We start from the raw sequence: 26,899 nt of genomic DNA on the forward strand, positions 1-26,899 counted from the left end.
GAAAAGATCATCGCCGCCGGGCCCTCTGCCAAAGTGTATCGTGGAGTGGAGACGATGACGGGGCGGAAGGTGCTGATCAAGGTCCTGCTGCAGGATCACGAGACGGTGAATCCGCTGGATCGGGAGCTCCTGCAACTGCTGGCTCCTTCGCTGATGCAGATGCGGCATCCGCAGATCGCGGGCCTGATCACGCTGCTGCCCACGGAGGAAGAATTTGCCCTGGTGTCAGAATTCATGCCGGGGATGAACGGCCGGAACTTTGCCGCTGAGCGCAGGCCCTCGCCTGCGGATCTGCGCGCGCTGGCGGTGCAGCTGATGCATGCGCTGCTGGTGGGCGAGCACCTGCGCCAGCCGCACGGCGACCCGAAGCCGAGCAATCTGATCATCGCCGATCATCCCGGTGGCGGCTTGTTTCTGCAGGTGCAGGACTGGGGCCTCACGCTGGCGCGACAGACGCAACCGCCGGAGACGCTGTGGTTTCGCGCACCGGAGCTGCACGCGGGCGGCACGCCGACGACGCAGAGCGATCTCTTCACGGCGGCGGGGAGTTTGTTCTGCATGGCCACCAACACCGCACCGGCCCAAGGGACGAAGGTGGAGGAGATCATGCGGGACTGGCAGGCCTTCAACGCCGGCCATGTGCTTAGCCATCTGCGGCCGGACCTTGACCCGCCGCTGCGTGACTGGCTGGCGTGGCTTCTCAATCTGGCGCCACAGCAGCGCCCGCAGTCGGTGGCTCAGGCGCTGGATGTGCTGATGCTGAGCATGCACACCGGCTTTGCCTACATGCCGCAGCAGGCGCCGGTGATGGCCCCTGGCACCCAGACCACACCGCTGGTGGCCGCGATCCAGCCAGGGATTCCCATGGCAGTTCTTGCTGTGGAGCCTGAGGCTGGTGAGGTGGTTGAGGCCGTGGCCGTTCATTTGGATGAGCCTGTGGCTGTTGCTTCCGTTGTGTCGATCCCGGCTTCTGCGGGTGCGCCGAAGCCGAAGCCCAGCGCGCCAAAGTCCGTTACCGCTCCGGCTGCGGCCCCTGTAGCTGCGAAGTCCACCGCTGGGGCTGACGCCCCTGCAGCAGCCCCTTTGAAAAAATCCTCAGGCAGCCGTGTCGTGATGGCGGTGGTGCTGAACCTGGCGGCGCTCACCGTGATTGGGTTTTTTCTGTGGCCGTTCATTCAGAAATCCATCCCGAGCGGGGAGGTGTCCGCAGCCGTGAGCAGCGAGAAGACGCCCGCCATTGCCACACCTCTGGGCATGGCAGACAGCACGAAGGCCGACGTCACGACTGCCGCCCAAACAACGCCAGCGCCTGCGGTGACCGATGCCAAAGTCCGCTGAGCGGGTGCTGAGGCTCCTGCCCGACAGCATTCTCCATGCGGCAGGCGCTGATTTCGCATGCAGGATGTGCGTACTCCTCTCGTGAAAAGCTCCCCTGCCCTTCTCCTGCTGCTCCTCACCGCACCTGCCTCTGCGGCGGTCGATTTCGTTCGGGACATCCAGCCCATCTTCAGCGATCACTGCTATCAATGCCATGGCGGGCACAAGCAGGAAGCGGCCTTTCGGCTGGACAACAAACCGAGCGCGCTGAAGGGCGGAGACTTTGGCGTGGCCATTGTCCCCGGTAAAGCGGATGACAGCCGCCTGATGCACGCGGTGCTGGGCACGAACCCCAAAATGCGCATGCCGCGCAAGGGTGACCCGCTGAGTGTGGAGGAGATCGGCAAGCTCAAGGAGTGGATCGATGCCGGTGCGGTCTGGCCTGACAGCGCGAGCGTGAGCATCGAGCGGAAAACTGACCACTGGGCCTTCAAGCCGCCCGTGCGGCCAGCCGTGCCTGCGACGGCGAAGCACCCCATCGACGCTTTCATCCGTGAGCGCTTGGCGAAGGAAGGGCTGCAGCCCTCGCCCGCCGCTGCGCCCGAAACACTGCTGCGCCGACTTCACCTGGATATCACCGGCCTGCCGCCGACGCCGCAGGAAACCGCCGGCTTTGCCATCGCCTACAAAAAGGATCCCGCAGGCAGCATTCAACGACTGACCTCCAACCTGCTCGCCAGCCAGCACTTCGGTGAACGCTGGGCGCGGCACTGGCTGGATGCGGCGCATTACGCGGACAGCAACGGCTATGAAAAGGATCCGATGCGCTTCATCTGGTTTTACCGCGACTGGGTCATCAGCGCCTACAACCGCGACCTGCCGTATGACCAGTTCATCATTCAGCAGCTTGCCGGAGATGAATTGCCGAAGGCCACGCAGGATCAGATCGTGGCCACCGGATTTCTGCGCAACACGATGGTCAATGAGGAAGGTGGGGTGGATCCAGAGCAGTTCCGCATGGAGTCGATGTTTGACCGCATGGACACGATCGGCAAAAGCGTGCTCGGGCTCACCATCGGCTGCACACAGTGCCACAACCACAAGTACGACCCCATTTCGCAGGAGGAGTACTACCGTATGTTTGCCTACCTGAACAATGACAACGAGCCCTGGCGCGTGGTGTACACCGCCAGCGAGCAAATGCAGCGCGCGCAGGTGCTCACGCGCACGGCTGAGCTCGAAGCCAAGCTGAAGCATGAGCACTCTGACTGGCAGGAGCGGATGAAAAAATGGGTGGCCTCAGTCAAAGCTGCGCAACCGCAGTGGAATACGCTGGCTTTTGAGGACGATCCCTCTGGTGGTGAAAAGGCCCTGCGGCAGCCGGATGGGAGCATCCTCGCGCAAGGCTACGCCCCGACGAAAGGTGATGTGAAGTTTGCGGTGAAGGGATTTCATGAGGCCAGCGCTCCTGCTGCAACACGCACCATCAGCGCCTTCCGCTTGGAATTGATGAATGACCCCAATCTGCCTGCGTATGGGCCGGGTCGTTCGCAGAAGGGCACGGCGGCGCTCACGGAATTCCAGGCTGAGATGAAGATCGACGGCAAGGTGACGAAGCTGAAGTTTGTCAAAGCCACCGCTGACTATGGCGAACCGGAAAACTCACCGCTCGCCCCCTTTGCCCGTGATCAGGATGTGAAGAAGGACAAGCGTGTCACGGGCCCCATCTCGTATGCGATTGATGGCAAAGTGGACACCGCCTGGGGCATCAATGCCGGGCCAGGAAGGCGCAATGTGCCGCGCAATGCGGTCTTCGTTTTGGAGAAACCCGTCGAACTGAAACCTGACAGCGAACTGAGCGTGACGCTGAGCATGAAGCACGGCGGCTGGAACAGCGACGACCTGCAAACGATGAACCTCGGGAGGTATCGCATCAGTGTGACTGATGCGCCGAATGCCGAGGCTGATCCGCTCTATGGAAAGAAATCCGAGTTCAGCGCCTTCCGCACCAGCGTGGCGGAATGGCAGCCGGTGAATGAGGAGATTGAATCGCTGTGGAAGCAGCACCCCGAAGGCACCACCACTCTGACGCTGGATCCGCGCGCGGAGCCGCGCATGACCTCGGTGCTCAAGCGTGGTGATTTCCTCAAGCCTGACAACCGCGTGACCGCCGGTGTGCCTGCGATGCTGAATCCGCTGCCGAAGAATGCGGATAGCTCGCGCCTCACCTTTGCCAAATGGCTGGTGGACAAAAAATCGCCCACTGCCGCCCGGGCTTATGTGAACCGCGTGTGGCAAGCCTGTTTCGGTACTGGATTGGTGGAGACCGCCGAGGACTTCGGTACGCAGGGCTCGCCGCCGAGCCATCCCGCGTTGCTCGACTGGCTTGCGGTTGATTTCATGGAGCATGGCTGGAGCACCAAGCATCTGCTGCGTCTCATCACCAGCAGCGAGACTTATCAGCAGTCCAGCAAGGTGACGCCTCAGCTTTTGGAGCGTGACCCCTATAACCGGCTGCTGGCGCGTGGCCCGCGCTTCCGCGTGGAGGGCGAGGTGGTGCGCGACATCCAGCTCGCCGCGAGCGGCCTGCTCAATCCTACCATCGGTGGCCGCCCCGTGATGCCGCCTGCACCGGCCTATCTCTTTGAGAAGCCTGCCAGTTATGCGCCCTTCCCGTGGAAGGTGGATGAGGATGAGAGCCAATACCGCCGCAGCGTCTATGTCTTCCGCCGCCGCAGCACGCCGTATCCGTTTTTGAGCACTTTTGATGTGCCCAATGGCGAGAGCGCCTGCATCCGCCGCTCGAAAAGCAACACTCCGCTGCAGGCCCTGATGACGCTGAATGAAACCATGAGCATGGCCGCTTCCAAAGCCTTGGGAGATCGCATGTGGAAGGAAGGCGGCAGCGATGATGCCGCGCACATCGCCTACGGCTTCCAACTTTGCACCGGCCGCCAGCCGAGCTCCAAAGAAACGACTTTGCTATTGGACATGCTCAAGCGCCACCAGCCGAAGGCGGGCGAGATCGACTCGCATACGCTGATCGCGCGAGTGCTGCTCAATCTCGATGAGACGATCACGAAGGAGTGAGGCTCAGGGCTCATGCTTCATGTGCCAGAGCCAGTCTTTTCCTGCCTGTCCTCCCTCATCCTTCGCATCCGCCCCCGCAGACCAGAGCAGATAGCCGTTCGGTTCGAGTCGAAAATTCAGCGATTGCGCGGGGCGTGCGGGGTCGTTGATGTAGTAGAGCTTCAGGTCATCCTTCACCCTATCAAGGGACGCAGGGAAGCTGCCATGCTTCAAGCGGTGCTTCTCCAAAGCACAGGCGATGATGAGGCAACGGCGGCGAAACAACACCTGGGCAGCAGCACGCGTGATATTGCCGACGTGAGGAATGGCGATGGCTCCGAGAATGCGGCGGGGATTGGGCCAGGAGTTTTCGGCTTTGCTGCGCTGCAGCACCGTCTCCGACCGGCTGCCTGCTGTCAGCCATGCCTCAGGTCCCGGTGGTCCCAGTTGGTCCAGCATGCACTCAGTGTAAAACGCCACGTTGGCATCATGACAGCCAATGGGGCCATGAATCATGCCGAAGCAAAAAGCATCCCGCGCCAGCTTCTCCCACCACGACCCGAGGTAGCCGCCCTGCACCCATTCACTCAGCACGTCACGATGTTTTCTCAAATAGGCGAGCTGGAAAAGTACGCCCAAGATCTCCTGGCCATGGGCATACTGGTACTGCTGCAGATCATCAAACTGCCCCAGACGCACCTGTAGGCGGCCCAGCGATTCCTCCGTCCAAGCGGCTGGATGACTCATAGCTTCGTGCAAAGCGCTGAAAGCAATGCCATGCCCTGCCAGCGGAATCAGACAACCAACCATGCCCCCACGAGCTGTGCCTTCGCTGACACGCAGCATGATAAGGGCAGTGTTCTGAGTCTTTGCCACGTCCCTGTCCAAGGCTGCGCTGCGGAGATGAAGCCCAAGTTGCAGAAGGAAATCATTCAGTCCGTGGAAGTCCGGCAAGGAAACATTCCAGGGATTGTCGCCTACCGCCTCCAGCGCCTCCCGCTGCCCTGGTTTGATGATGGAGAAAGGTTTGTTCAAGCCTTCAGCCAGCTTTGGCAGCAGCCCATTGCCGTCTGCCAGCTGACGCGCCAGCACAGTCGATGCCGGTCCGTTGGACGGCCCTCTCTGCTTTTTAATCCAGTTATCCAGATCGAGTTTGTCACAATCACCGTCGTCACCCACAAGGTTTTCCGGACGAATGAAGCCCGCAGGCAGCAGCGCATTGGAAGGTGGAGTGTATCTCGGATGCGGTGGAGTCGACGGCGCCAGGTGCAGCCAGCTTTCGAAGACTGGATTGGCAAAGTAGTTGTCCTCGTCAGCCACCTTGGGCGGCATCAAAGCGATCGGGTCATCCGTGCCCAGCCGCTCGATGACGCGACGATGCACCGCCGCCATCTCCCGTGCGCTGCGCCAGTTTTCCCACTGCCACAAGACGGTGATCAGCGAGAGGATGCAGACAAGCGTCCAGCCCGTGCGGCGGTTCCACACAAGGCGGGCCAGCCAGCGGGCAAAGCGGACGCTATAGAGGCGGGATGGGGCCTTGGTGCTGGAGGTGGAGGAGTTCATCGGCGAGTTCTTCGATTTGCAAGCGGTTGGCGAGGAGCTGCGCGGGCGTCATGGGGGGCAGTTTGGCGTAGCTGCTGAGGGTGGATTGCGGAATGGCCTCGGGCGTGGTGATGCGGAAGAAGAAGGCCAGCAGCCAGCATGCTGCGAGTGGCAGGCGGAGGGGGCGTGGGATGGAGGAGAGCAGACGTAGGAAGAGCTTCGGCGCGACAGTGTTTTGGAGTAAGGCGGACCTTGGGCGCTTTCGAGCGTTCTCCGGTTCGCGAAAAGCTCCAGAGGGCTGGAGCACTCCAGGACGCTGTCGCGAGGCTTGGAGCGACTCCTTTAAAACACGCTCAAGAAAGGCGGGTGGCGGATCGCGCCAGCGCTGGGTGCGGAGGACGGATTCGATGTCTTTGTTCATACCAGGGTGTGTTTTTGGGCGTGCAGTTTTTCGAGGCCGTAGCGGTACCGGCTGGCGATGGTCTGGGTGGGGAGGCCGAGCAGCTCACCGATTTCGCGAAAGCTCAACTCCTCCCACACATGCATGTGAATGACACTGCGCTGCTCCTCGGGAAGAGCGGCTAGTGCAGTGGTGATTTGGGCGCGTGTCTCTTCAGCCTCGGCATCAGCGGCGGGCAGAAACCAGCCGGGGGATTCGTCTGCGAATCTCTCCAACGCATCTTCACGGGTGGAACGACGCCGCAGGGCATCGAGCGCGAGGTTACGCGTGAGCGTGAAGATGACGGCGCGCTCGGATTGCGCGCTGGTGATCACCGCAACGTCCCGAGCGAGCTTTAGAAACAATTCCTGCACCACCTCCTGCGCCAGCGATTCATCCTTCGTCACCGACCACGCAAACCGATACGCACTGACGGCGTAGTCGGCATGGAGTCGGGTGAGGGTGGCTTCTGCGGGCGGCATCCGTGGTCAGTTTGGCAAACGACGCACGGATTGGGGAATTTTATTTAACTCAAATCGCCAATGCGTTCTCAGCATCACCGAAATGGCCGACATGGAGGCCCATGCGGTCCATGAGGGCGATGTGGAGGCGGCAGAGTTTGCGGTTCGGGTCGGCGCTGTGATCGTGGAAGCGACCGCCCTGGATGGTGCCGCCACCGCCGCCGGCGAGAACGACGGGGAGCTGGCGTGAGTCGTGGGCGTTGCCGTCGAAGAGGCTGCTGGTGAGCATGATCATGCTGTTTTCGAGCAGGGTGCGCTCGCCTTCATTGGTGGCCTGCATCTTGCCGAGGAACTCGCCCCAGAGCTTCACCTGATGCTGGTTCACGCGCTGGTACATGTCGAGGCGGTGCTCGTCATTGGCGTGATGGGACAGCTCGTGAATGCCGCCGCTGATGCCCTCGAGGCTGGGGAAGCGCATGTTGGAGAGGTCGTTGTTCATCATGAACGTGGCCACGCGGGTGCGATCCATCTGGAAGGCGAGGAGCATGATGTCGAACATGAGGCGCAGGTGATCTTCCGCGCTGGTGGGAATGCCGGCGCCGGGGCGCTGCATGGTGGGCACCTTCACGGTGGGCTGCCAGCCGGTGCCTTTGGTTTCGGCCTGACTGATTTTTTCGGCCAACGCCACGCGCTGCTCGATCTCGCGCACGGAGGTGAGGTATTCATCGAGCTTCTGCTTGTCGCGCTGGCTGAGCTTGGGCTTCAATGCACCGGCATCTTCGAGCACGAGGTCGAGGATGCTCTTGTCACGCTTGCGCTTGCTGCCGTCGTCAAAGAGCTGATCAAAGGCCTGCTGCGGGAAGATTTCCTTCGGGGCCGGAGTGGTCGGAGTGCTCCAGGAGATGTAGGCGGAGTAGATCGAGGTGAAGCCGGAATCCGTGCTGTAGCTGGGGCGCTCGGTGCCGAGCACGACGCTCGGCATGGGTGTGAACTTGCCCGTTTGTGCCGCGACAAGCTGGTCCATCGTGGTGCCGACTTCGACGTCGGTGGTGGTCTTCTTCACCTTGAGGCCGCAGAGCACGTTCATCTTCGGATAGTGACCGCCTTCGCCTTCGACGGTGGTCGGATTCCACAGGCCCTTGAACACGCTGATATGCTTCTTCAGCGGCTCCAACGGCGAGAGCGACTTCATGAACTCCATGCCAGCAGGGCCCTGCGTGGCGCCCCAATGATGCGGATTGACGCCGTTGCCGGTGAAGCACACGGCGAGACGGCGTGGTGCGGTGTTGTTCTTGACCGCTTCGGCTCCGAAAGAACTGATCGATTCAAACCACGGCAGCCCAAGGGCGACACCGGTGCCACGGAGAAATTTGCGACGGGAAAGGTTCATAGGGGTAAGGCGGTTTATTTATTGATTGGCGGCCACGGCGGGTTCGCTGCGGCGGTGGAGGAACTGGCGGCTGTTGACGACGTCGAGCACGGCGGCGGAGAACTTGCCATCGTTCTGCTTGAGCGCAGCCTGCATCTGCCGGAGCAGCGCTTTGTCGCTGGGCATCGTCTGACGGCCCAGAGCGTAGCCGAGGAGCTTGCGGCAGAACTGCGCGTTGAAATTGGTTTCGTTCTTTTTGAGGTAGTCACGCAGTCCGGCGAGGCCCTGGAATTTGGTGCCGTCTTTGAGCTCGCCGGTGTCGTCGATCTTGCCACCGGTTTCATCAGCGACGCGGAAGCGACCGATGGGATCGAAGCTTTCGAGGGCGAAACCGAGGGGGTCGATGCGTTCATGGCAGACGGCGCAAGCAGCATCGGTGCGATGAATCATTAGGGCTTCGCGCAACGAGGCGGGCTTCACGGCGCTGTCAGGAAGCTTCGGCACATTCGGCGGTGGCGGTGGTGAACTGAAGCCGAGCACGACCTGATAGAGGTAGTCACCGCGGACCACGGGGCTGGTGCGATTTGGGCGCGAGGTCTTGGTCAAAATGGCTCCCATGCCGAGCAGGCCGCCACGATGCTGCTGCCCGACTTTGACCTCACGGAACTCACCGCCGGTGACACCGGGAACACCGTAGAATTTGGCGAGGCGCTCGTTGAGGAAGGAGTAGTCGCCACCGATGATGTCACCGACGCTGCGGTCATCGCGCACCAGATGCGCGAAGAACTCGATGGTCTCGCGCTGCATGTCGTTGCGGATGTCCGTGGTGAACTCAGGGTACTTTTTCTCATCGACGGTGCTCTTCTCGTCGAAGCCGTTGAACTTGAGCCACTGGCCGGCGAATTCCTTGGCGAGGGCATTGGCTTTCGGATCACGCAGCATGCGCTTCGTCTGTGCGGCGAGTACTTCGGGCTTCAAAAGGCTGCCGTCGTCTGCGGTCTTGCGCAGTTCCCAGTCGGGCTGCGAGGCCCAGAGGAAATAGCTGAGGCGGGAGGCGAGTTCGAAGGCATTGAGCTTCACATCCCCAGAAGCGGCATTGGCAATGGGCAGCGTCTCAGCTTTGAAGAGGAAGTAAGGCGAGACCAGCACACGCACGATGACTTCACGAGCGGCGGATTCACGGTCGAGCTCCTTTTTACGACCCTCAAAATAGAGCGCGTCGAGCTTCTGAAATTCTTCGCCGCTAACAGGCCGGCGCCAGGCACGACCGGCGAACTGATGCAGATGCGCGAGCAGGGCTCCGTCGAACTCTTTCTGCTGCTGCGGATTGAGCTGCGACGGGGCGGTGTAGCCAAAGTCCTTCTTCATTGCCGCGAGATAGTCGCGGTCCTTGGGGCCGAGAAGCTGACCGAGCTGATCGTCGCTGAAGTAATAAACGGTGATGCCGGGCTTGCGGCGGTAGAGATTGCTGGCGACTTCTTCAAGACGGCGCTCAAACATGTCCGGGAAGGCCTGCTTCATCACGTAGAAATCACCCATGGTGCGTCGGGCGGCCTCGGTCTGCGTTTTCCAAACGGTGAGAATGCCCGGCATGATCTTGGTGACATCCCGTGGTTTGTCTGCTCTGAGATCCCACTGGATGGTGCCGTCATTGATGTCGGGATTTTCCAGATCCAGCCGGGCCTCGGCGTGGATCCAGGTGACGTTTTCCGGCAGCGGCAGATTGACCACCAGCGGCGCTGCGATGGCGAGCACCCCGGGCTCGATCTTGCGGCCCTGCGGATGTTTGCCGAAGGCGTTTTTCACGCGTTCGAGTTCGGCGATGCGCTGCTTCAGAGCTTCTGCATTGGCAGGAGGAGGAGTCGCGCCGAGGGCTTTGTGGTCTTCACCAAGCTGCTTGTTGAGCCAGTCCATGTAGATCAGGGGGCCCTTGGTGGTTTTCACATCGAGCTTGGTGATGAGCGCGATGTCGCCTTTGTTGCCGTCGCCGTCATCACCGATGCAGAGGAAGGCCTGCTTTTTGCCCTTCACCTCGGTGTTCATCTGGTAGGGACGGATGCCATCGGCGTCCTGCTGCTGGCGCTGCACGCCGCTACCTGCCTTCTTCGGATTGTTCCAAGAGAGCAGCTGCGTCTGGATCGCCTTGGCACCATCAGTCACCGCCTGCGGCACCTGGCCGGGCTTCGCGGCATCCGGGCCGGGCAATTCACGCCAGGCAACGCGGGTGAGATCAAGGAAGCGCGACTTCGGCTCGGTGGCGTTCACGAGATTGTTCCAGTTCTGCAGGAAGGGCAGCTTCAAACCGCCTTCTTTGGCGAGCTGTTCGAGGGGCGTCTGGAAATGCTTGTGCTTCCAGCAGGCGACCATGTAGTCCGCCTCACGCATGTCCTCGCCATCCTGGGGCAGATGAGGCGCCGACTTCTGCTGATACCAGACGTATAGAGCCTGCTGCGCCTGGGCTTTGACCTGCTCAGGCCCGCGCAGGCCGATGCGCTGCGGATTGAAAACGATGCCTGTGCCCGGCATGATCGTGGCGTGATCAGCCACCTTGCGGGCGGCACCGAAGTATTTATCGAGCGCCGCCGGGCTCATGAAGAGCACATCGCCGGTGTTGCTGAAACCTTCACCGCCACCGCCATCGGTCTGGAATTCTTTGGCGAAGCCGTAGTCGTGCCGGGTGAGATCGCGAATGGTGTAATCGTACTCGGCATTCGTCAGCCGACGCATGGTCACAGGTCCGGGATCGCCGGACTGCGCGGCGGCGAGGGCGTCGAGTTCGCCATTCACCCAGCCGAGGAGCGCCGTGTGCTCCTGATCGCTCATCTGATGCGCCTTGGGCGGCGGCATGTCGCCGTTTTCGATGGTGTCTTTGACCTTCAGCCACACTTCAAAATGCTTGGTCAGCTGCGGGTCCGCCGCAAACTGCTGCAAATCGACGTCGCCTTTGGTCTTTTTAGGGTTGTGGCACTCGTAGCATTTGGCCTTCAAAACGACCTCCGCGTCCTTCCAAGCGGGAGCAGCGGAAAGTGAGAACGAGCCGACGACAAAGGCGGCCAAAGTAAGATGGCGTGTATTCAGGGACATTGGGGGTACAAAAGATACGAACAACAGACGGCATTTAATCAGCAGCTTCCGCTCCTTTTTTGCGCTTTCCTGTGCTAGGAATCAGGCGAAAGCATCCCCTTGCCGAAACGTATCATTCATACCCCCATGAGTTCCTCCTTTTCACATCATGCCCCGAATCTGGAGCATGCGTTTTTGACGCGCCGCGAACTGCTGCAACGCGTCGGCATGGGCTTTGGCACGATGGCGGCCGGCTCCTTGTTCACCTCGCAGGCTTCCGCAGCAACGATGGACCCGATGGCGGTGAAACGGCCGCACTTTGAGCCGAAGGCCAAGCGCGTGGTGCATTTCTTCATGAACGGCGGGCCGTCCCACGTGGACACCTTCGACCCGAAGCCGATGCTGGACAAATACGACGGCAAGCCTCTGCCGAACGTGCTCAAAACGGAGCGCCCGACCGGGGCAGGCTTCAAATCCCCCTTCAAATTCACGAAACGCGGCGAGTGCGGGCTCGAAGTGAGCGAGGTCTTTGAAAAGACCGGGGCCTTTGCGGATGACATGTGCGTGATCCGCTCGATGCACGCTGACGTGCCGAACCATGAGCCTTCCCTTGGCCTGATGAACAGCGGCGAAGGCCGACTGAACCGCCCGACGATGGGTTCCTGGGTGACCTACGGCCTGGGCAGTGAAAATCACAACCTGCCCGGCTACATCGCGATGTGCCCCGGCGGCATGCCAACACGGCGCACGAAGAACTGGCAGTCGGCCTTCCTGCCGAGCGCCTACCAGGGGGCCTACATTAATACGGAGGACACCCGGGTCGAAAAGCTCGTGGAATTCATCAAGAACGGCTCGCTCGATCTGAAGCAGCAGCGCCGCCAGCTGGACCTGCTGCAGGAGCTGAACCAGCGTAATCTGGTGCAGCAAGACCGCGACCAGCAGCTGGAAGCCCGCGTGCAGAGCTATGAACTGGCCTACCGCATGCAGATGGAGGCCACGGATGCCTTCGACATCATGAAGGAGCCGGAATCGATGCGGAAGATGTACGGCGACCACGCTTTTGGCCGCCAGTGTCTGATCGCGCGGCGGTTGCTGGAGCGCGGGGTGCGTTTCATCCAGCTCTGGACCGGAGCGGGCCAGCCGTGGGACAATCACGACGAAATCCTCGAACACCGGAAGCTCGGTCAGCAGACGGACGGGGCGATTGCCGCTTTCATGAGCGACCTGAAGCAGCGCGGGCTGTGGGATGACACCCTCATGATGTGGGGCGGTGAATTTGGCCGTACTCCGGCGGTGGAACTGCCGGTGCCCGGCTCCAATGCGGGCAAGCAGCACGGCCGCGACCACAATCACTACGGCTTCACCATGTGGCTGGCCGGCGGGGGCGTGCGGGGCGGGTACACGCATGGCTCCACCGATGAATTTGGCTTCGCTGCGCAGGAAAATCCGGTGCATGTGCATGACCTGCACGCCACGATTCTGAACATTCTGGGCTTCGATCACGAGAAGTTCACGTACAAATACGCCGGGCTGGATTTCCGCCTCACGGGCGTGAACGAGTGCAAAGTGGTGCGGGAATTGCTGGCCTGACCGGGCCGGGAAAGCCAGCCACCGGCCTCTTGCAAGGCTGGCGCACACGTCTACAGTCGCCACCTCATGCATCGAAAAATATTCTTCGCCCTGGCTGTGCTGGTGGCCCTCGTCTTCACGATGACCCTCAAAGCCCAGGCCCAGCAGCCTGCGCCTGCCACTCCTGCCGCCACCGTGACCACGGACGCCGCCGCAGAAGACAATCCCTATGGGGATGTACTGACCTTCCAAGGCTTCGTCAAGCGCACCGGCGTCATGGCTTACCCGCTGATCATTCTCTCCATGATCGCGTTTTTCATGATTGTGCTGTTCGCCTTCACTGTCCGGCAGGGCACCGTGGTCAGCGATGCCTTCATGAATTCGGCGGACGCCCTGATTCGCAAGCAGGACTACCTGGGGCTGCTGGCGGTGTGCAACCGCCGCAACGAGTGCATCGCACGCATCACCTCGAAGACCCTTGATTTCGCCACGCGCAACCCGACCGCGAGCTTTGAAGAGGTCAAGGAAGTCACCGAGGCCGAAGGCAACCGCCAGTCCAGCCTGCTGCTGGCCCGCATCGCCTATCTGGGAGACGTCGGCGCCATCGCCCCCATGCTCGGCCTGCTGGGCACGACGCTGGGGATGATCACGACGTTCCATGAAATCTCCGGCAAGGGCGTCGGTGGCTCGAACCAGCTGGGCCTCGCCCAGGGGGTGTCCGAGGCGCTGCTCTGCACGGCCTCCGGCCTCGTCATCGGCATTCCCTCCCTGATGTTCTACGCCATCTTCCGTGGCAAGGTGAACCGCCTGATCTCCGAAATGGAAGCTGCGACGACCCATCTGATGGCCCTGCTCGCGGTGCAGTACAAGCGAGCCGCACGCGCCGTCGCCGGTCAGTAAACAGGCAGATCACCACCCGCGATGAACTTCCGCAAACAGCATTCCATCGAACCCTCGCCCATGCAGCTCGCGCCGCTGGTGGACGTGCTGTTCCTGCTCGTCATTTTCTTTGCCGTGACCTTCCAGTATGCCAAGGAGGAGCAGGTCATGGACGTCAGCGTGCCTGCCGCCGACGAGGGCAAGGAAAAGGAAACCCGCAACGTGGGCGAGATCATCATCAACATCAAAAAAGACGGCGAGATCCTCGTCAACGGCCAGAAGTTCAACACCGACGAGCTGCTGGTGAAGCTGAAGAACATCGTCTCCCTCTACAAGGATCAGGCCGTGATCCTGCGGGGTGATGAAGGCACCCCCTACCAGAACGTGATCCGAGTGCTGGACACCTGCCAGAAGGCTGGCATCTGGAACATCGCCTTTGCCACGCGCAAACCTGACGCCGACCAACCTGCTGCCACGCCCAAGTGAGATGACCGCCGCGAAGTTCCCAACCGCCTCGCGCAGTCATGCGCCCCGTTTCATTCCAGCGCTTTTCTGCCTGGTGGCGTTTTCATCCATGGCCCAGCAGCCAGCCCCGCCGCGTGCCCTGCCAGTGGAAGATGATGTGCCAAAGGCCATTCCTGTGAGTCCGCCGAAGGCACTGCCTGTACCGGATGCGCCCAAGGCAGGACAGGTGCCACCGCCCAAGACCAAGGGGCCAGATGACGACATGTTCGACTTTGCCACGCTGGCCTATGAACGCCAGGAGTGGGGCATGGCCTCGCAGTCGTATGCGAAGTACCTGCAGCAGTACCCCAGCGGCAGGCAGGTGCCGGACGCACTCTACCGCATCGGTGAGTGCTACATGAAGCAAAACCAGCTCAAGCAGGCCGCAGGCTATTACGAGGAAGTCGTGAACCGCTACCCGGACAGCGAGGGAGCCCCCTCCTGCGCCTATCGCCTCGGGGCGATGATGTTCAACGATTCCAAGTTTGCTGATTCGGCCAAGTTTTTCGGTTTTTCCGAAACCAAAACCAAGAGCGCCGCCGTCCGGCTGGCCGCTGCCTACAACAAAGGCCGCGCCTATGAAATGCTCGGAGACAAGGCCAAGCAGGCCGCCGCCTTGAGCAGTGTGATCGCGGTCAAAACGGACAATCCTTACCGCGAAACTTCTCTGCTCGCGCTTGGCAGCATCTACCTTGGTCAGGATAAAAAGGCCGAGGCACTGCCTATCTTTGACGAACTCGTCAAGACCAGCGCCGACCGTGCGATCATTGCCGAGGCCAGCATCCGTGCGGCGGTTCTCTATGCCGAGCTTCAGAAGCCGGAAGAGTCCATCGTCATGTTTGAAAAGGCGCTGCGCATGCCGGAAACGACCGAGCAAAACCGTGCCATCTCCCTCGTGGGCATCATTCAGGCGCTCTATGCCAAGGGCGACTACGACGGAGTCATCGACTACTACAACAAGAACTCCGAGGTCCTGCCGCAGGGAGCCTCACGTGCGAAGATGCTTCTTCTCGTCGGTCACGCCTACCGCATGCGAAAGAGCTACGCCCGCGCCGTCGAAGTTTACCTGCTCATCGAGCAGTATCATCCCGACACCGAGGAAGCCTTCAGTGCGGGATACTGGAAGCTGTACTGCTTCTACCTGCTGAATGACAAAGACCTGGGCGAGTTCGCCACCGCCTTCATCACACGTCAGGCGCCGAAGCACCCGGATCATGAATACCTTTCTCTGGCACGCCTGATCCGCGCTGATTTTTACTTCAACAAAGGCGACTACCAGCAGGCGGCGCTGAGCTACAACGAAGTCAGCCTCGACAAACTGCCCGAAAAGCTGCGCCCGGGCACGCTCTTCAACATGGGCTGGGCCCAGGGTGAGGCCGGACGCCATCAGGAGGCCGTCGGCACCTTCACCCGTTTCATCAACGAAAATCCCGGGCACGAATTCCTTCCCAAAGCCTACGCCCGCCGTGGCCTCGCGAACCGTGATGCCCGCGATCTGCCGAAGGCCAAGGCTGACTTTGAATTCGTCACCAAAGAATTCCCCAAATCCGACGCCTGCGAACTTTCCTGGCTGCAGCTCGGCTTCATCGCGATGGAGCAGAAGGATCCGAAGGCCATCATCACCGCCTTTGAAACACTGCTGAAAAAATTCCCCACCACCACCGCCGCCGCACAGGCCTACTACGGCATCGGCCGGGGCAACTTTGACCAGAAGATCTATGACAAGGCCGTCCCTGCCCTGCGCCGCTCCATTGAGATCGACAGCAAAGGCTACCTCGAAAAGTCCAGCCAGCTCATCATCCTCTGCGACTACGCACGCCAGAACGCTGACAACCTGGCCAAGACCATCGACAGCTACCTGCAATCCAAGCCCGAAGGCCTGGTGCCCCCGAACATTTTGAAATGGCTCGGTCTCAAGCTCTACAGCAGTGACGACTTCAAACGCGCCGCCCGCTTCCTCGAACTCGCCGTCACCCCGCAAAACCCGGAGAACACCGAGCCCGTCGTGTGGAACTACCTCGGCATGGCTCAGCTGAACAACCAGCAGTACGACGCCAGCATTCAGGCCACGGACAACTTCCTCAAATCAGAACCCGACAGCGCGACGCGCTCACGTGCTCTGCTGACCAAAGGCCGCGCCCAGCTGGGCAAAGGCCTATTTGATGAAGCTGACAAAGTGGCCCAGGACGCGCTCCAGGTCGTCAAAGACGGCAGGCTGCAGGCCGAACTCCTTATCCTCGAAGGCGACATCTACGCGGCGCAGGGCGACAAGCTCGCTGCTGAAGGCCAGAAGGATGCCGCTGTTGCCAAATGGAAAGACGGTGCCGCCAAGTATGCTGTCCCCAGCCAGTTCTTTGACGATCCGGATGTCACTCCCAGCGCCCTCTACAAAGCCGCCAAGGTGTTGGAGAAAGCCGGAGACGCCGCCAAAGCCAAGCAGATGCTGCAACAGCTTCAGCAGCGTTATCCGAAGTATCAGCCGAAGTAAGCAACCTGGGAACTCGTGACGCGAGCGGCCTTGGTGATCAAGACCGCTTGTTGCGATCCCAGCTTTCACCCTGACCACGTTTGCCGTCGCCGCCAAAGTTTCGCGGCGGGCGCTCCTCCTTCGGCCGCGCCTCGATTACTCGCAACGGGCGTCCGCCGACATCCTTGCCATTCAGCGCATTGATCGCCGTGAGTGCTTCGGTTTCCAACGGCATCTCCACGAACCCAAAGCCGCGTGAGCGGCCTGTCTCGCGGTCTTTGACGAGTCGAGCGCTGGAGACATTGCCGAAGGGGGCAAACTCACTCTGCAGATCCTCATCCGTCAGGGTGTAGGGAAGATTGCTCACATAGAGGTTCATCGCATCAGGTATTGAAGACGAGCCATGGAGCACGTTTCAGAGAACAGGTCATGGCGTGAACCCGATTTTCCGTGTCTGCATCCATCAAGGGACGCACACGGGGATGAAGGTACGCGCAGGGTAGAGGGGTGTCAATCCGTCCCTGCGCCGCCAAAACCGCCCCACGGCACAGCGGGGAAAGTTTCAGTTGCGGAGAATCCATGAATTCGTATTCGAGTTGCACGTCCCATATAAACACGCGCACCATGAAATACATCCTCACCCTCATCGCCGCCCTCAGCCTGCTGGCTGGCGTTTCCCCTGCCGCCGAGCCGCTGAACACCGTTTGCCCCATTTCCGGCAAGCCTGCCAGCCCGGCCATCACCAGCACCTACTCGAAGACCGTGGCCGTCTGCTGCAACCGCTGCAAAGCCCAGTTCACCGCTGCTCCCAAGGGCTACCTCAATAACATCCTCGCTGCCACTGCCGGCCAGTGCCCGCTGAGCAAAAAGAAATCCGATCCTTCCATCACGGTGACCTACTCCCGTCAGGTCGCTTTTGCAGATGCCGCCAGCAAGGCCGCCTTCGACGCCGCGCCTGACAAGCACATCAAGGAAGTGCGCCAGTAACCGGGAAGCTTTCATTTCACCCCACAAGCGGAGCCGCAGCATGCGGCTCCGCTTTTTTCATGCATGGTTGAATCAAGCGTGTCTTCGAAACACGTTCGGGCTAGTCTCCCTTCCTTGTGAAAGCCAAAGCCGCCGCCACATCCCCCGTCGATGCCCTGCGCGATCTTTTCGACGTGCTGCCGGACGTGCAGGCATGGATCAAGGATGCGAAACGCCGCTACCTCTGGGTGAACCACACCTTCCTGCTGAACTACGGCATGCACCAGCTGGGCGAGGTGCTCGGTAAGACCGATGATGATCTCTCGCCTGCGCACCTCGCGGCGCATTTCCGTGCAGGCGATGAAGCGGTGCTGGCCGGGCAGACGGTGCAGGGCCGCCTGGAACTCGTCGGCCGCTTTGATCACACCGCCTCCTGGTGTTTCACCACGAAACGTCCCGTGTGCAATGCCCGGGGTCGCATCGTCGGCACTGCTGGCATCACACGTGCGTTGGATGCCGCGCAGATCGATCAACGCAGCGACATCCGCCTCGGTGTCGTCATTGCGCTCATGACGCGCCGCCTGGGCGAATCCGTGACGAATGCCGACATGGCTCGCAGCGTCGGCATGTCTCCACGTGCCTTCGAGCGCAGTTTTGTGCGCGAGTATGGCCTGCCACCGCAGCAGTATCTGAGGCGCCTGCGCATTCAGACCGCATGCCGTCTGCTCGTGGATACACGTGAATCCATCGCTGCGGTCAGCCTGCGCTGCGGCTTCGCGGATCAAAGCCACCTCACGCGTGAATTTCGCCGTGTCACTGGGCTCACACCGGGTGCGTATCGCGACAAATACGCTGCCGCGAATATTCCACGCCCTGCCGCTTCTGTTCTATCCCGGCGCCGGACGAAGCGATAGCATCTCCGCACCATGAAGCTCCAACCAGGCACCACCGTCGTCAAAAACGGCCAGCTCGTCGATGGCACCGGCAGCCCTGCCATCCCAAATGCCGCCGTCATCATCACCGATGGCATCATCAGCTACGCGGGTCCCGCCACGGATGCACCGCCGGCTGCGCCTGAGGCACGCGTCATCGATGCAGGCGGCGGCACGATCATGCCGGGGCTCATTGAGGCGCACATCCATCTCACCTACTTCAATGTGTCCGAGTTGCAGGATCTCGACATCAAGTTCCCTGTGGAATACGTCACGCTGCAGTCCGCCGTGAACGCGAAGACCGCGCTCGAATGTGGCTACACGGCGGCACGCAGCGGTGGCTGCCTGCACAACATCGATGTGTGGATGAACAAGGCCATCGAGGAGGACATGATCCCCGGCCCGCGCCTCAGCACCAGTGGTCGCGAAATCTGCGGGGCTGGCGGTTTGATGGACTGGAACCCCGACTACCGCCGCATAGGCATGGAGGGCATTGTCTTCATCGTGAACGGGCCCGAGCAGGCCCGCACTGCCGTGAGAAAACTCGTCAAAGACGGCATCGAGTGGGTGAAGACCTATCCCACGGGAGATGCAGCGTCTCCTGACATCAACGACCATCACACGCTGTGCATGACCTTTGAGGAAATGCACGCCGTCGTCGCTACGGCGCACAATCATGGCCTCAAAGTCACTGGCCACTGCCGCGCCACTGAGGGCATCCGGAATGCGCTCAAGGCGGGTTACGACGCCATCGAGCACGGCACTTTCATGGACGACGAATGCCTGGATCTCCTGCTCAAGCGCAACGTGCCGATGTGCCCCGGCCTCGGCTTCGAGCTCTTCAGCGTGCAGCGTGGCAAGGAGTTTGGCCTGTCCCAGCGTGTGCTCGACGGTCATCAGGAGACTCTCGAAGCCGGTGCCGAAAGCTGCCGCAAAGTCCTCAAGGCCGGCGGCACCATGGGCCTCGGCGGCGACTACGGCTTTGCCTGGACGCCCCACGGCACCTACGCCCAAGAGCTGACCTTCTTCGTCAATTACGTCGGTTTCTCTCCGCTCGACACGATCAAGTGCGCCACGCTCGGTGGCGCGAAAATGATGGGGCGCGAGAAGGAGATCGGCACCCTCGAAGCAGGCAAGCTGGGCGATGTCCTCGTGGTGAAAGGTGACGTGCTCAAGGACATCTCCATTCTCGAAAACCGTAACAACATCCTCGCCGTCATACAGGGTGGCGTGGTGAAAGCAGGAACGCTCGTAAAGCCTGCGAGTTTCTAATGCACCGTTCCGTTCCATCGTCATGAAGCCAGCCCTTCTCCTCGCCGCCCTTCTGGCCGCCCATTCTTCCGCCGCCGAAATCCAGGTGGAAAAGCTCGGCTCCTTCCTGTACTTCAGCAGCGGTGGAAAGGCGATCTGTGATTACCAAATGGAGGCTGGCGAAGTGCCCGCAGGCGTGTCTGCCGTTTTCAAACACGGCGCGCATCTGCATCCGGTGTATTCGCCGAGCGGCAAGCTCGTCACGGGCAATCATCCCGAGGATCACCGCTGGCATCGAGGCATCTGGATGGCGTGGACGAAGACAGAGTTCGGCGATTCACATCCCGATTTCTGGAATCAGGGCAAAGGCGACGGCAAAAACAAGAGCGGTGACCAGATCCTCGCCGAAGTACGTTTCGAGAAACTGGACAAGAGTTGGGGCGGTGCTGATGGCGGCGGCTTCAGCAGCCAGCATCTGTTTCTTGATCATAGCCACACGCCCGATCAGAAAGTGCTCAATGAGACCTGGGAGGTCGCGGTGGCGCAGAAGAAACTCGACGGCACGCCCGCCAACATCATCGACCTCAGCAGCACGCAGACCTGCGCGGGCAACCAGCCGCTGAAGCTGCCGAAGTATCACTACGGCGGCCTCGGTGTGCGCGGCAACCTCGCCTGGAATCCGGTCGATGCCGTGACGATGCTCACCAGCGAAGGTCATAACCGCGCGAAAGGCGATTCCACCAAGGGCAAGTGGGTCCACATCGGCGGTCAGGTCGATGGCGCCCCCACCGGCATGGTAATCCTGATTCACCCATCGAACTTCCGCTTCCCGCAGCCCCTGCGCCTCAATCCGAAAAACCCGCAGCTCTGCATCGCTCCATCGCAAGATGGCGACTGGTCCATCGAACCCGGCAAACCCTACGTCTCCAAATACCGCATCCTGGTTTTCGACGGCGCGCCCGATGCCAAATGGATCGAGGCCCAGTGGACCACCTATTCCAACACCAAGTAATTTTTTCCCATGTTCTCCCGCTTACTAGCCTTCGTATTTTTTGCGTCCGCATTCGGTCAATCCCAGGCAGCCGACGGCCTCTTCGACAAATCCAACCTCGCCGCGTGGTGCATCGTGCCGTTTGATGCTGGCAAGCGCGGCCCGGAGGAGCGTGCGGCCATGCTGGAAAAGATGGGCGTGAAGAAATTCGTCTATGACTACCGCAAGGAACACATCCCGCAGTGGGACGACGAACTGAACGCACTCAAAAAGCACCACATCGAGCTCATGGGCTGGTGGTTCCCGACCGTTCTCAATGACGAGGCCAAGCAAACTCTCGAACTCTTCAAACGTCACGGCGTGCATCCGCAGCTCTGGGTGAATGGCAACGGCGGAGCGATCCAGGTCAAAGATGAAGCGGATCAACAAGCGCGTGTGGCGAAGGAAGTTGAACGCCTGCAGCCGATCTGCGAAGCCGCAGCCCCACTGGGATGCCAGGTGGCTCTCTACAATCACGGTGCCTGGTATGGCGAACCGGAAAATGCCATTGCCATCGTGGAAGCACTGAAGGCCAAAGGCATCAAGAACGTGGGCATCGTTTACAATCTGCATCACGGCCATGGCCATCTGGATCGTCTCGCCAAAATTCTGCCACGCATGCTGCCACACCTGCTGTGCTTCAATCTCAACGGCATGGACATCGATGGCGAAGCCAAGGGCCGCAAGATCCTGCCGCTCGGGGTTGGCACCGAAGATGTGAAGGTGCTGCGCATTGTGCGTGCGAGCGGTTACAACGGCCCCATCGGCATCCTGAACCACACGAATGAAGATGCGGAAGGCCGCCTGCTCGACAATCTCGACGGCCTTGCCTGGCTCGTGCCTCAGCTCGATGACAATCCGCCCGGCCCGAAGCCGAAGTATCGCACCTGGAGCGACAAGCCAGCAGCCACCAGTTTCATCACCAAACCTGCCATGACCGGCGAGGGCGTGCCCTCCCTGAACAAGGAATTTGGTGAGGCGCTGAAGGGCAGCTACTTTGAGCAGGACAACGAGCCCTTCCGCACGCTGCCGCTCACCATCGAGTGCCGCGCCAAGCTCACGGGCAAAGATCACTTCAACATTCTCATCGCCTCGGACGCCAAATCATCCGCCACGCATTGGGAGCTCTACACGCATGCGAAGCGTGGTACGCTGGCGCTCTTCATGCCCGGACGCGGCGGTGACTTCGATTCGCAGGTGAATGTCTGCGACGGCCAGTGGCACGACTTCCTCGCCAGCATCGACGAAAAAAGCGTCGTGATTTGGATCGATGGCAAACAGGTCTTCGAAAAGCCGGTGCAGCCGATCCAAGGCATACCCAAAGCCGGAGGCATCGCATTCGGCAGCCTCGTCGATGGCGGCATCGGCTGTGACGGGCTCATTGACGACGTGCGCATCGCACGCGGAGTGATGAAGCCACGCAAAGGCTCCGCTCCGCGCCTGCGCATGGACAACACGATCGGCATCTGGGATTTCGATCATCTCGACGCACTCATGCCTCCCAAGGCTCCGCCGCCCGCCGCCTTCAAGCCCGACCTCAAACCGCTCCATCCCGAGGACAACGTCCACTGGCAGGAATTCGTCAATCGTGAGCGCGTCTTCGACTTCTACGGCAAGCAGGCGCTGCAGTTCATGAAGCAGAAACCCCTGCCCGAACTGATCCCGCAGTTCCCCGGCCTCGACGGCGGCCAGCAGGGCCACTGGGGCAACCAGAACGATCAGGTGACGTGGAAGGATGGGCGCTTTGCGAACTCTGACCTCGGCAGCGTGTTTAGCTGTGTTTTCAAAGGCGCGGGGGCCACGATTCCGAAGGGAATTTGTGTAAGGTCAGGAAATAAATCAGCCTGTTTCGATCCTGAGCTTTGCGCTTTTGTCATCGGGTGGCAGGACGGCTTCATTCGACTCAACGACAATCGCCACGGTTTTATGGGTGGCGGGCAACTGGTTGGCAAGGTGCTAGGCACAATTACCAAAGGTGATTTTTCTCAACGAGATTATCTTGGCTTTTATCGACATGGGAACGGAGTCCTATTCTCATACTCGCTCAAAGGTCGTCGCTATCTGTCCACGATGGAAGCTGAGCATCAGGAACACGAAAAGCTTGCACATCTAACCAAAGGCGGCCCCGCCCAATGGCCGCAGTGGATCGAAACCCAAGGCAAGCTCGGCACCCAGCAGCCCTTCGCCACCGATACCATCGAACTGCCTTTCAAAAATCCGTACGGCACGCTGTTTTTCATCACCGCGCATGATTTCTTCGCAGACGGCAGCGCCGCCATTGCGACGATGACGGGTGAGGTCTGGCTGGTGAAGGGCATTGATGAAAAGCTGGAGAAGGTCCGCTGGAAGCGCTTCGCCACCGGACTGAACCAGCCGCTGGGCATGAAGATCGTGAAGGACAAACTCTACGTACTTGGCCGCGATCAAATCACCTGCCTGCACGATCTCAATGGCGATGACGAGGCGGACTTCTACGAGTGCGTGACGAATGCGATGCAAACCTCGCCCGGCGGACACGATTTCATCGTCGGCCTCGAAACTGACAAAGAGGGCCGCTGGTATTTCGCCTCCGGCAACCAAGGTGTGTGCCGCATCACGGGTCGTGATAAACTCGAAGTGCTCGGCACCGGCTTCCGCAATCCCGATGGCCTCGGCATTTCTCCCGATGGCCGCTTCATCACCAGCAGCGGGCAGGAAGGCGACTGGACACCCGCTTCCTCCATCTTCCAAATCGAGTTGGATCACAATCTCGGCGCCCACTTCGGCGCGGGTGGTCCGAAAAACGGTCAGCCTCCCGAGCCGGTGCTGATGTACATGCCACGTGGCGAAGACAACAGCGCCAGTAGCCAGGCCTTCATCTCGAGCGAGAAATGGTCCGCGCTCAAAGGCGACGGCAATTTCGTTCACCTCTCCTCCGGTGGAGGCAGCGCGTGGCTCGTCATGCGCCAGAACGTCAAAGGCCGCTGGCAGGCAGCCTCAGTGAAGATCAGCGGCAATTTTGACTCCGGCCCGCAATGCGCGCGTTTCAATCCCAATGACGGCCATCTCTATGTGAATGGCATGCAGGGCTGGGGCAGCTACACGCCGAAGGACGGTTGCTTCCAGCGCGTGCGCTTCACCGGTGGCGAGAAACCCGTGCCCATCGGCTTTGAAGCCCGTGACAATGGTGTGATGCTCCGCTTCAACCAGCCCGTGAAGGATGCCGATGCCGCCACCTGCTTCGCACAGTGCTGGAACTACCGCTACGGCCCGCAGTACGGTTCACCCGAGTATTCCGTGAAGTATGCTGACACACCAGGGCATGATCCGCTGGAAGTCCGCAGCGTGCAGAAGCTCGACGGCGGCAAGACGCTCTTCCTCGAAATCCCGCAGATCGTCACTGCCAGCCAGATTCATCTTCATGTGAGCACTGGGCACGACATCTTCCTCACCGCGCATGCCTTGGCCGAACCCTTCACCGAGTTCACCGGCTACGCCAAGATCGCAAAGACGAATCACGCGGCGCAGATCGGCCTCGAAGCACCGAAACCTGCCAAACTCAACCCATGGGCTAAAGGCGAGGGTGGTCGTGAACTCATCATCGAAGCCGCACTGGGCCTGCAATACGTGCAGAAGCAGCTAACGGCCAAAGCGGGCGAAAAACTCACCATCGTCTTCAAGAACCCCGACGTGGTGCCGCACAACTGGATGCTGGCCAAGCCGGGCACGCTGCAAAAAATCGGCAACCTCGCCAATCTCATGATCACCGATCCTCAAGGCTTGGCGAAACACTACGTACCCGACTCCGACGACGTCCTTGCTTACACTGACATGACGAATCCGCAGGCCAGCTTCACCATTCACATCACAGCCCCGAAAGAGAAAGGCGACTACCCCTACCTCTGCACCTTCCCGGGACACTGGATGGTGATGAATGGGGTGCTAAAGGTGGAGTGACCAAGGGGTAAGCATTCGGCTTCTCAGCACATCAGGAAGCACTAACTTCAATCATCCGTGACTTTTTGGGCGTCTCTCTCGTAAGAAGCATAGATGTTTCGTGGCCTGTTCCTGCTTATGCTCATGGGCTTTACGCTCAGGGCGGAGCAATGCCTTGTAATCGGAGACAGCCTAACCAAGGAATATGAAGCGGAATTCCCCGGTTTATATCCCAACAACCCGGCCTCCTGGCAGGCGCGAAACTGGGTCGAGATTCTGCATCAACACCGGACTGACTGGTTCGACCTTGGCACGTGGAGCGTCTATCCCGATCCCCGTCTGACAGGCCACCGCTTCAACTGGGCTTTCCCAGGGGCAACAACGACCGACATCCGCAACCAACTCAGCAGCATCTACAACTTTTGGTGGACGAACACCTTGAAGGGCCAGCTTCGTACCGACGTACAGCGCGTGGTGATCTTCGCCGGAGGCAACGATGCCGACAGCTACTACGCCAATCTCTACAATGGTACGGTGGACGCGTCCGTCACCAACACCACGCTGGGCAATCTGCAGTGGATCATCAACTACGTGCGCACGGTGAATGCCACGGTGCCCATCGTGCTGGTCAGCGTCCCGCATGTGGGTTGCACGCCGAAGATTCAGCTGGGCTATCCCACCGATCCGGTGAAAACAGGCCGAGTCACCGCAGCCATGGATGCGTTGAATGCCACCTTGGCCAGTTATGCGCAATCGCAGAACATCGGCTTCGTTCTCGGCGTGTATGACTTCACGAAGTCGCTCATCACGCAGCCGTTTCGCATCAAGGGCATCGAATTTTATCGCGTGGCGGATGCGGATGCGCGGACACGTTACACGTTTTCGGGAGACGGCTTCCACCCCAACACCTGCGCCCACACCAAAATCGCACAGATGGTCGTCGATGCCTTCAATGCCAAGTATCCGTCCACCGCGATCAATCCGCTGACTGACGACTATATCATTTCCACGGTGCTCGGACTGGATCCCAACATCCCGTTTACCGAGTGGCTCGCATCCCAGGGGCAAAATGGCAGTTTCACCGCTGACTCCAACCTCAATGGCATTCCGAACGGAGTCGAGTTTGCCCTGGAAGGCGTCACTGATGCGTCCAGCATGCCCATACCAGTGATGCTGCAGGGCAATGCACTGACGCTGACTTATCGCCCACGTGCCGTTTTCACCGAGTGGGGTTCCATTCAGGCGCAGTCATCGCCCGATTTGATCAACTGGACCGACATAGGCCCTACACAAACGATGACGAACCCGGACGGCACGGTCACCATCAGTGTGAATCTCGCCGGAAAAGGTTTTGTCCGGTTAAAGTGCAGCCCACCACCTTAGCCCGTTCTGGTGAACGGGCTAAAGCTCTGAACTGCTTTAAGCAGCCGCCACCGCAGTCTGCCCCTGCTCGCCGAGGCCTTCGACACCAAGTTCGATGACATCGCCGGGCTTCATGAAGAGAGGCTCAGGCTTGAAGCCGAGACCGACGCCGGGAGGCGTGCCGGTGGTGATGATGTCTCCGGGCAGCAGGCTCATGAACTGGCTCAGGTAGCTCACCAGCGTCTTCACGCCGAAGATCATCTGCGCAGTGCTGCTGTTCTGAATGGTCTTGCCGTTCAGCTTGAGCCAGAGCTTCAAATTTTGCGGATCAGGAATCTCATCGCTCGTGGCGAGGAAGGGACCGATGGGCGCGAAGGTGTCGCAGCTCTTGCCTTTGACCCACTGGCCGCCACGCTCCAGCTGCCATTCGCGCTCGCTGTAGTCGTTGTGTACGCAGTAGCCGGCCACATGGCTCAGCGCGTTCTCTTCGGAGACGTAGCTGGCTTTTTTGCCGATGACGAAGGCGAGTTCGACTTCCCAGTCGGTCTTCTTCGAATTGCGCGGAATGACCACGTTGTCGTTCGGGCCAACGATGGCGCTGGTGGCCTTGAAAAACACGATGGGCTCCGCCGGGATCGGCATGCCGCTTTCCTTGGCGTGGTCGCTGTAGTTCAGACCGATGCAGATGATCTTGCTCGGACGTGCGATGCACGGGCCCAGACGCGTGTCGGCAGCCACCGTCGGTGCAGTGGCCGCGTTGGCCT

The 26,899-nt window shown here is 60.4% G+C and carries 19 protein-coding genes; 12 read left to right on the forward strand and 7 right to left on the reverse strand.

The annotated features are described in order from the left end of the window. Both ACIREA_RS04665 and ACIREA_RS04670 read left to right on the forward strand, forming a co-directional pair. A partial coding sequence (locus ACIREA_RS04665; protein ID WP_397381043.1) for a serine/threonine protein kinase occupies nt 1–1,338 on the forward strand: 1,338 nt, incomplete at its 5' end. An 81-nt stretch (nt 1,339–1,419) separates the two neighbouring features. Continuing rightward, the gene (locus ACIREA_RS04670) at nt 1,420–4,407 is read left to right on the forward strand and encodes a PSD1 and planctomycete cytochrome C domain-containing protein (protein ID WP_397381045.1); all 2,988 of its coding nucleotides are present in this window, start codon (nt 1,420–1,422) and stop codon (nt 4,405–4,407) included. Nucleotides 4,408–4,410: 3 nt separating this feature from the next. Here the strand turns inward: ACIREA_RS04670 and ACIREA_RS04675 are convergent, their stop codons facing one another. The 5 genes from ACIREA_RS04675 to ACIREA_RS04695 are packed head-to-tail and all read right to left on the reverse strand — an operon-like array spanning nt 4,411 to nt 11,281. Further along, nucleotides 4,411–5,949, reverse strand: a complete 1,539-nt coding sequence (locus tag ACIREA_RS04675) for a hypothetical protein (protein WP_397381047.1) — start codon at nt 5,947–5,949, stop codon at nt 4,411–4,413. Next, nucleotides 5,903–6,349 (reverse strand): hypothetical protein, encoded by a 447-nt coding sequence (locus ACIREA_RS04680; protein ID WP_397381049.1) that lies wholly within the window; start codon nt 6,347–6,349, stop codon nt 5,903–5,905. The genes ACIREA_RS04675 and ACIREA_RS04680 overlap by 47 nt, the downstream gene beginning before the upstream one ends. Then, the gene (locus ACIREA_RS04685; protein ID WP_397381051.1) at nt 6,346–6,849 is read right to left on the reverse strand and encodes an RNA polymerase sigma factor; all 504 of its coding nucleotides are present in this window, start codon (nt 6,847–6,849) and stop codon (nt 6,346–6,348) included. The genes ACIREA_RS04680 and ACIREA_RS04685 overlap by 4 nt, the downstream gene beginning before the upstream one ends. Before the next feature lie 49 nt (nt 6,850–6,898). Further along, a complete protein-coding gene (locus tag ACIREA_RS04690) occupies nt 6,899–8,218 on the reverse strand; it encodes a DUF1552 domain-containing protein (protein ID WP_397381053.1) in 1,320 nt (439 codons plus the stop codon). An 18-nt stretch (nt 8,219–8,236) separates the two neighbouring features. Next, nucleotides 8,237–11,281: a DUF1592 domain-containing protein gene (locus ACIREA_RS04695; RefSeq protein WP_397381055.1), complete on the reverse strand. Its 3,045-nt coding sequence runs from the start codon at nt 11,279–11,281 to the stop codon at nt 8,237–8,239. 126 nt (nt 11,282–11,407) lie between these two features. Between ACIREA_RS04695 and ACIREA_RS04700 the strand changes: the two genes are divergently transcribed. The 4 genes from ACIREA_RS04700 to ACIREA_RS04715 all read left to right on the forward strand — a co-directional run bounded on the left by ACIREA_RS04700 (nt 11,408) and on the right by ACIREA_RS04715 (nt 16,700). Then, a complete protein-coding gene (locus ACIREA_RS04700; protein WP_397381057.1) occupies nt 11,408–12,850 on the forward strand; it encodes a DUF1501 domain-containing protein in 1,443 nt (480 codons plus the stop codon). 66 nt (nt 12,851–12,916) lie between these two features. After that, a complete protein-coding gene (locus tag ACIREA_RS04705) occupies nt 12,917–13,729 on the forward strand; it encodes a MotA/TolQ/ExbB proton channel family protein (protein WP_397381059.1) in 813 nt (270 codons plus the stop codon). A 21-nt stretch (nt 13,730–13,750) separates the two neighbouring features. Further along, complete coding sequence (locus ACIREA_RS04710; RefSeq protein ID WP_397381061.1) at nt 13,751–14,194, forward strand: ExbD/TolR family protein; 444 nt, start codon at nt 13,751–13,753, stop codon at nt 14,192–14,194. Then, nucleotides 14,145–16,700 carry a tetratricopeptide repeat protein gene (locus tag ACIREA_RS04715; RefSeq protein WP_397381063.1) on the forward strand — a complete coding sequence of 852 codons (2,556 nt, stop codon included), beginning with the start codon at nt 14,145–14,147 and terminating at the stop codon, nt 16,698–16,700. Before ACIREA_RS04710 ends, ACIREA_RS04715 begins: the two co-directional genes overlap by 50 nt. 37 nt (nt 16,701–16,737) lie before the next feature. On the opposite strand, the gene ACIREA_RS04720 is transcribed toward ACIREA_RS04715, so the two are convergent. Then, on the reverse strand, nt 16,738–17,058 hold the full coding sequence (locus tag ACIREA_RS04720; RefSeq protein WP_397381065.1) for an RNA recognition motif domain-containing protein: 321 nt from the start codon (nt 17,056–17,058) through the stop codon (nt 16,738–16,740). Nucleotides 17,059–17,303: 245 nt separating this feature from the next. Here ACIREA_RS04720 and ACIREA_RS04725 point away from each other — a divergent pair, with 245 nt between their 5' ends. The 6 genes from ACIREA_RS04725 to ACIREA_RS04750 all read left to right on the forward strand — a co-directional run bounded on the left by ACIREA_RS04725 (nt 17,304) and on the right by ACIREA_RS04750 (nt 26,156). Next, on the forward strand, nt 17,304–17,666 hold the full coding sequence (locus ACIREA_RS04725) for a hypothetical protein (protein WP_397381067.1): 363 nt from the start codon (nt 17,304–17,306) through the stop codon (nt 17,664–17,666). A gap of 116 nt (nt 17,667–17,782) precedes the next feature. Beyond that, entirely contained in the window at nt 17,783–18,559 is a 777-nt protein-coding gene (locus tag ACIREA_RS04730; protein WP_397381069.1) for a helix-turn-helix domain-containing protein, read from the forward strand. Nucleotides 18,560–18,571: 12 nt separating this feature from the next. Continuing rightward, nucleotides 18,572–19,849 (forward strand): amidohydrolase family protein, encoded by a 1,278-nt coding sequence (locus tag ACIREA_RS04735; protein WP_397381071.1) that lies wholly within the window; start codon nt 18,572–18,574, stop codon nt 19,847–19,849. A 22-nt stretch (nt 19,850–19,871) separates the two neighbouring features. Beyond that, a complete protein-coding gene (locus tag ACIREA_RS04740; protein WP_397381073.1) occupies nt 19,872–20,840 on the forward strand; it encodes a PmoA family protein in 969 nt (322 codons plus the stop codon). Between the two features lie 9 nt (nt 20,841–20,849). Further along, entirely contained in the window at nt 20,850–24,794 is a 3,945-nt protein-coding gene (locus ACIREA_RS04745; RefSeq protein WP_397381075.1) for a LamG-like jellyroll fold domain-containing protein, read from the forward strand. Between the two features lie 93 nt (nt 24,795–24,887). Continuing rightward, nucleotides 24,888–26,156 carry an SGNH/GDSL hydrolase family protein gene (locus ACIREA_RS04750; protein ID WP_397381077.1) on the forward strand — a complete coding sequence of 423 codons (1,269 nt, stop codon included), beginning with the start codon at nt 24,888–24,890 and terminating at the stop codon, nt 26,154–26,156. Nucleotides 26,157–26,192: 36 nt separating this feature from the next. Here the strand turns inward: ACIREA_RS04750 and ACIREA_RS04755 are convergent. Further along, a partial coding sequence (locus ACIREA_RS04755; protein WP_397381079.1) for a fumarylacetoacetate hydrolase family protein occupies nt 26,193–26,899 on the reverse strand: 707 nt, incomplete at its 5' end.

Origin of the sequence: Prosthecobacter sp. (assembly GCF_044373815.1) — a bacterium.
Classification (GTDB): domain Bacteria; phylum Verrucomicrobiota; class Verrucomicrobiia; order Verrucomicrobiales; family Verrucomicrobiaceae; genus Prosthecobacter.